Origin of the sequence: Marseilla massiliensis (assembly GCF_016899855.1) — a bacterium.
Lineage (GTDB): Bacteria > Bacteroidota > Bacteroidia > Bacteroidales > Bacteroidaceae > Prevotella.
The window spans coordinates 1-5,487 of the sequence record NZ_JACJJG010000148.1 but is presented as its reverse complement, the minus strand read 5'-3'; the positions used below and the strand labels follow the sequence as shown (position 1 = coordinate 5,487).

Here is a 5,487-nt window from a genome sequence, read left to right as displayed (position 1 = left end):
GACATTTGTCTTAACTCCTTAACTTCTTCACTCCTTAACTCCTTGCGTTATCAATACGGCAGCATTGCCAATGCCTCGGCTATCTTGTCGACGCCGTCCTGCAGTTTGCTGCCTATCATCGGCTTGAGGAACACGGGAATGTCGGCCTTCACCGTAACACGCATCTTGCATGTTGCGTCAGTGACGGGCAGCAGCTGCACCCAGAGGTTGAACGGTACGGGCGAGTTGGCCGTCTCGAACTTGATGCATTTAGGTTCCTCGCGGTCTATAATCCTAAGCGTTATGTTGCCTACTGGCGGCACGTTGACGCTAACCGTGTCGTGGTCGAACGTCAGGTCTTGTATCTTGTCCGCAGGTATGCGGTCCTTTATGCGGTCTATGTTGTTAAGGTCGCTAAGCGTGTCGTACACCAGCTGTTGCGGATGGGGCACCTGCTTAACGCCGCTTTCATATTTACTCATACTCTTTTTTAGTTGACGAGTGACGAGATACAAGTCGACAAGGAGATTTGCCGACAGCAAGACATACTGCTTGTCTGCTCGTCGACTTGTCCACTCGTCTGCTTGTTACTTAAAATTTGCCGGGTCCTTACGCCACTCGTGCAGCAGCTCGACGTCCTTCTCCGATATGTATCCGGTGGCCACGGCCTCCTCTACTACGTGCTCGTAGTCGGTCAGCGTCACAAGTGTTACCTTGGCGTCCTCGAACGCCTTTTGCGCTATGGGGAATCCGTAGGTGTACGAAGCCACCATGCCCACCACCTCGAAGCCTGCCGCGCGCAGAGCCTCTACAGCCTTCAGGCTGCTGCCTCCGGTGGAGATGAGGTCTTCAACGACTACCACTTTCGAGCCTTCGGGCAGCTCACCCTCAATGAGGTTGCCCATGCCGTGGTCCTTGGCCTTGCTGCGCACGTAGGCAAAAGGCAGGCCCAGCTCCTCGGCAACGAGCGCGCCCTGGGCTATGGCTCCCGTCGCCACGCCTGCTACGGCAGTAGCCTCGGGAAAATGCTCGAGCACTGCATGCGCCAGTTCAAGCTTGACGAAGCCGCGCACGTCGGGATAAGACAAAGTCTTGCGGTTGTCACAATAAAACGGCGACTTCCATCCGGAAGCCCACGTAAAAGGATTGTCGGGCTGCAGTTTGATGGCCTTTATCTTCAACAGTTTAGCGGCCAGAGCCCTTTTCAGGTTATTCATGTCTTAAATGATTTTATTTCATCAGTCAACGGGAACGGGCCGACGCCTTTCCCGCCGTTGTATTTTCCGTTGCAAAGTTACTATTTTTGGTTTGTAAATCAAAATAAAAACAGTGTTGTTTTTGCCATATTCGGCACCATGCCCCGCCACCGGTCACGCCCCAGCCCGCGCCCCGCGTGTAAACAGCTGATAATCAACGGCTTCGCGAAAGGCCGCCTTTTACCTTCCGAAAGGTGGCCTTTTACATCATGAAAGGCCGCCTTTTGCTACGCGAAAGGCCATCTGTCAGAAACAAAGATACCATATCCCGCCACGCATACGACAGCCAGCCTCAACATATAACGAAGCAAAAAATCAATAAAATAACCTTTCTTTTGACCTGCAACGGTCGGGTTTCCCGTTTTTTTTACGTAACTTCGCAATTCAAAGGGATGAACAGACTTGCCACCATAATATGCATTGCGCTCGCCGTATTGTCGGCGGCGTGCACACGGCAGAGTGCCGGCGAACCGGTACGCGCCGTGTATTACTGGAGCACCGTGTTCGACATGGACAGCGTGAAGACGCGTTTCATGACCGAGCACGGCGTCAGGAAGATGTACATAAGGTACTTCGACGTGGTGCAGGACGACGGCGGACAACCAGTGCCCAACGCCACGCTGAGGTTCAGGACCGCCGTGCCCCGCGGCGTCGAGGCAGTGCCTACGGTGTATATAGTCAACGAATGCATGGCCGCCGATACTGCCGGACTTGCCGACAGGCTGCTCCGCCGCATACTGCAGATGAACGCCACCAACGACGTTGACGGCGTAAAGGAGATTCAGATAGACTGCGACTGGACACGGAGGACGGAAGGCCGCTACTTCGGTTTCCTGCGCACGCTTGCCTCCAAGGCCAAGGCCGAGGGGCTGGAGGTGTCGGCCACCATACGCCTGCACCAGCTCTCAATGGCTCCGCCGCCCGTAAGCCGAGGGGTACTGATGATGTACAACACGGGCGACTTTACCGACCTGCGGCAAGAGAAGCCGATACTCGACATGCGCGACGCCGCCCCTTACCTGCGCCACATCGGCTCCTACGGCCTGCCGCTGGCCTCAGCCTACCCGATATACTCGTGGCGAATACTGTTCAGGGGCGGCCGCTACGTCGGCATAATGCACCGTGACGACGACCTGCCCGTGCTGCCCGGCGACTCGATAGTGACCCGCGTGCCTGACATTAACGACATTCTCGACGCCGCGCGCGCCATCAACCGACGGCGAAGCGACGCCAACAGCGAAGTAATACTCTTCGACCTCAGCATACAGAACATAACCCGATATAAACCCGACGATTATGAAAAAATATTTGATAGCCATACTGCTGGGCGCCAGTCTGTGCACTGACGCCCCGGCATGCGCCCCCGAACGCCCTACGCACAACGCTTACATGTTCAGCGTGTTCCGCCGCGAGAGGATGCAGTCGCCCTTCGCGCAAGACATGAACAAGTGGTGGAAGGCTTACGCCGACAACCTCAGGTCGGACGACCCGGAGTACTACAAGAACAACACCGACACCCTTCGCGCCATAGCCGAAAGCAAGGGCGACAAGGGTATGCTGGACTACATGCGCCTGCTGGACGGCTATCTGCGCGTAAGCGACGCCATGTCGATGGACGCCTGGGACTATCCTACGAAAGAGGAGCTGGACGAGCGCGACAGCATTCTGCACCGGATACTGAAAGAGGCGCAGGCACACAAGGGACGGCACATGCGCGAACAGTTCGCCCTTATCACCATGCGTGCCAACATGCTGCTGGGACGCGACAAGGCAAACATGCTCTTCTGGACGGCAACTGCCTCGAAGCTGCCCTCCGGAGTGTGGCGCGACGTATGCCGCAATATCTACGCACGGGCACTGCTCAACAGCGGACTGCGGCGCGCGGCGTGCGAGATATACGCCGAACAGGGCGACATGCAGAGCATAAAATGGTGTCTGCGGGGATACAGAAACCTTGCGGGTATCAAGAAAGTGTACGCCGAAGACCCCGACGCCTACACGCTGCTGTACCTCGTCCAGGATTTCGTCAACAACGTACAGGAGACTTGCGACGCATACACAACGGGCAATCCCGACATGCAATGGCTCAGGATAAAGGGCGCCGAACCGGTCATGAGGAATGACGCGGCGGCCTTCGTAAGCTTTGCCGACAAGGTGCTGGCCGACGGCAAGACATCGTCGCCATGCCTATGGCAGAGCGCGGCGGCCATGGTAAGATATCTGCTGGGCGACTACAGCGACGCCATGCGACGCGCCGACGAGGCTGCCGACATGAAGGGCAGCCGCCGCATGAAGGACAACGCACGCTGCATACGCCTGCTGGTAAGGGCCACGACGGACACGCTGGACGGCGACTTCACCGCATGGATGGCCGACGAGTTTCGCTGGCTGGACAAGAAAATAGACGAGGAAAGGGACAATCCGCAGGAATACGCCAACCATTACACCGACGTAAAGGAGCGCCTGGCCTACCGTGTTCTTGCCCCGCGCTACATGGCCGAGGGGCGGCAGGCCGCGGCATTGGCCCTCTACGGAATGATGGAGGAGAACCAGCTGGACTTCGAGACGGACGGCGAACATGGCGACAAAGACTTCATTTGGCGCGGCGACTGGGCCTGGAACAAGGACTACACGGCCTGGAACGAGTACTTCGAGCAGCTATCCGGCATGCCGGCCGACAGTATCGCGGCATACTATGCATACCTGACGTCGGCCAAGACCGACGTGTTCGAGCATTACGTAGCGCAGCAGGTGTACCAGAACAAGGACTACTACAACGACCTGATAGGCACCCGCTACATGGCCGAAGGCCGCTTTGCCGACGCCCTGCCTTATCTTGAGCGCGTATCGTTGGACTATCTTCCGAAGCAAAACATCAGCTGGTACATGGCCAACAGGTCTTACATGTCGCCCCGCTGGTTTGTCCGCCAATTGCCCAACGTGGCGGATACAGACGGCCCGGAGAAGGCCGTGCCGACAGAAAACATAAAGGTGAGGTTCTGTAAGGACATGATCGAGCTGCAAGGACAATACAACCTTGCGCCCGCAGGGGAGCAAAGGGACATACGAGCATATGAGCTTGCCACGAGGTATTACCAGGCTTCGTGCTACGGCGACTGCTGGTTCCTGACGCATTACGCCAAGAGCGTGAACGACAGCGCGCGCGCCGGAGAGCTTGACTTCGCACGCAAGGCGCAGGAATACCTTACCGAAAGCAGCCGTTCAAGCAACCTGCAGATCCAGTACGAAAGCCTTTACGCGCTGGCATACACGGACACTGACCCGTGGTATACAGCCTCCTACGACCCTGAATACAACCTTGTGGTCACTCCGCGTCCGGCCTCATCGCAGTACAAGGCGCTCTCGGCACTCGCCAAGTTTGCCGATGAGCACCCGCAAGCAGTTGACGAACACACCACGAAGTGCGACGTGCTGAAGCGGTTTGAAGGCATGTAGTACGTCAAAACATCATTATCTGTTAAGCAAAAGGCAGTCTTTTACGTTTTAAAAGGCTGCCTTTCGTGTCATAGGAGTTAATATTTTAGTTTCTTAACATAACCATAACGCCCTGTAAACCAGCAAAGGTGAGAAGAAAGTTACCTGGGCACCGCCATGTAACCTCTTGACTGCCAGAAAATAAATCGTTAACTTTGCTCTCGGGAATGTATGATTTCCAATAAACTGACAACATTATTATTAATAAAGAAGACATGAAGGAAGAGCAAAACTCAAGGCCATTGAACGCGCCGACGGACGGCAATGGCGACCGTGAAAAGAAGGAAAGGGAGATAAACATGCAGGTAATGGAGCGGTTTATACGCTTTATCAACACAGGCGACTGCGGCATAGGCGAAGGGATAATATCGCCCAACGTGGTATTTTATGCCCCGACATCGCCCGAACCGATGCATGGATTTAAGGGTTATAAGGACGTTCTTGACATGATGCGCGGCGCCATGCCTGACGTAAAATGGACGGCGGAAGAGATAATAGCCGACGGGAACAAGGTGATGGTAAGGTTCACAATGAGCGGAACACATACAAATCCGTTTATGGGAATGCCCGCAACGGGAAGGCCAATAAGCGTAACGGCCATGAACATATACGAGCTTAAGGACGGTAAGATAATCCGTGAGCACGGTCTGCCCGACCTCTTCAGCATGTTGATTCAATTAGGAATGTTGTCAGCCCCTGGGCAAGAACTGCAGGATTAATATCTATTGGTAGTAGTTAAAGGAGTTAGAAGTAGTTA

5 protein-coding genes are annotated in these 5,487 nt (G+C 55.3%); 3 read left to right on the top strand and 2 right to left on the bottom strand.

Annotated features, from left to right (window positions below; genetic code table 11):
* Window positions 1–50: 50 nt before the first annotated feature.
* Complete coding sequence (locus H6A34_RS13565) at window positions 51–461, bottom strand: polyketide cyclase / dehydrase and lipid transport (protein ID WP_021947096.1); 411 nt, start codon at window positions 459–461, stop codon at window positions 51–53.
* A gap of 105 nt (window positions 462–566) precedes the next feature.
* Window positions 567–1,196, bottom strand: coding sequence for an orotate phosphoribosyltransferase (gene pyrE / locus H6A34_RS13560; RefSeq protein WP_021947095.1), 630 nt, complete (start codon window positions 1,194–1,196; stop codon window positions 567–569).
* Between the two features lie 431 nt (window positions 1,197–1,627).
* Here pyrE and H6A34_RS13555 point away from each other — a divergent pair, with 431 nt between their 5' ends.
* From H6A34_RS13555 to H6A34_RS13545, 3 genes are all read left to right on the top strand, one after another.
* Window positions 1,628–2,581: a hypothetical protein gene (locus H6A34_RS13555; RefSeq protein ID WP_205105951.1), complete on the top strand. Its 954-nt coding sequence runs from the start codon at window positions 1,628–1,630 to the stop codon at window positions 2,579–2,581.
* Entirely contained in the window at window positions 2,532–4,691 is a 2,160-nt protein-coding gene (locus H6A34_RS13550; protein WP_205105950.1) for a hypothetical protein, read from the top strand. Before H6A34_RS13555 ends, H6A34_RS13550 begins: the two co-directional genes overlap by 50 nt.
* A 254-nt stretch (window positions 4,692–4,945) precedes the next feature.
* Window positions 4,946–5,449 (top strand): ester cyclase, encoded by a 504-nt coding sequence (locus H6A34_RS13545; RefSeq protein WP_205105949.1) that lies wholly within the window; start codon window positions 4,946–4,948, stop codon window positions 5,447–5,449.
* The last annotated feature ends 38 nt before the right edge of the window (window positions 5,450–5,487 follow it).

Coding starts and splice junctions, on each gene's coding strand:
- H6A34_RS13555 (WP_205105951.1), top strand. CDS start 1,628: ATGAACAGACTTGCCACCATAATATGCATTGCGCTCGCCGTATTGTCG.
- pyrE (WP_021947095.1), bottom strand. CDS start 1,196: ATGAATAACCTGAAAAGGGCTCTGGCCGCTAAACTGTTGAAGATAAAG.
- H6A34_RS13550 (WP_205105950.1), top strand. CDS start 2,532: ATGAAAAAATATTTGATAGCCATACTGCTGGGCGCCAGTCTGTGCACT.
- H6A34_RS13565 (WP_021947096.1), bottom strand. CDS start 461: ATGAGTAAATATGAAAGCGGCGTTAAGCAGGTGCCCCATCCGCAACAG.
- H6A34_RS13545 (WP_205105949.1), top strand. CDS start 4,946: ATGAAGGAAGAGCAAAACTCAAGGCCATTGAACGCGCCGACGGACGGC.